This is a genomic window from Actinomadura sp. BRA 177 (genome assembly GCF_013372625.1).
GTDB lineage: Bacteria > Actinomycetota > Actinomycetes > Streptosporangiales > Streptosporangiaceae > Spirillospora.
Genome location: NZ_JABXFD010000467.1, coordinates 1 through 558 on the forward strand (window position 1 = coordinate 1; position 558 = coordinate 558).

Annotated in this window: 1 protein-coding gene; it reads left to right on the forward strand. The window is 69.5% G+C overall.

The features are described 5' to 3' along the window. The first annotated feature begins 96 nt into the window (after window positions 1-96). Window positions 97-528: a hypothetical protein gene (locus tag HUX53_RS27375; protein ID WP_176406098.1), complete on the forward strand. Its 432-nt coding sequence runs from the start codon at window positions 97-99 to the stop codon at window positions 526-528. Window positions 529-558: the final 30 nt, after the last annotated feature.

Genomic DNA, 558 nt, shown 5'->3' on the forward strand with positions numbered 1-558 from the left:
TGTTTTCTTGTGTTGTGTTGTGTGTGATGGTTCGACGACACTCAGATCTGACCTTATGTTGTTCGTCGTCAGGTGAAGGTGTGAATAAGAGACTGGTTGGGCGTCCTGGTCGCGGTGTGGCCGTGCGCCGGCGGCGTACGGCCCGTGCCGCAGCCGGTGCGCGGCGCCCGCACCGTCCGGTACTGCCAGGACCGCGACGGCGCGTGCGAGCGGTCCGCGCTGGAGGCCCGCGAGCGGGGGCTGGACTCCCCGGCGCTGACCGGGCAGGTCGCCTGGGCGTGGGAGATGGTCGACCGGATGGAGGGCGTCGCCGACCGGCTCGCCGGCTCGCTCATGTCGGAGCTCAGCGTCGCCGGCGTCGAGCGGCGGGTCGCCGACGCCCGCGCCGAGGCCGCCGGGCACATCGCGATCGCGCAGCGCGAGCGCGACGCCTCCCAGCAGCAGGCCGAGCTGGCGTGGCGGGAGACCGCCACCGCCCTGGCCCTTATACACCTCCTCGAACCCACCGGACGGGCCCCTAATCCGTAAGGCGGCCTCTGCTTTGAAAAAAAAAACAAA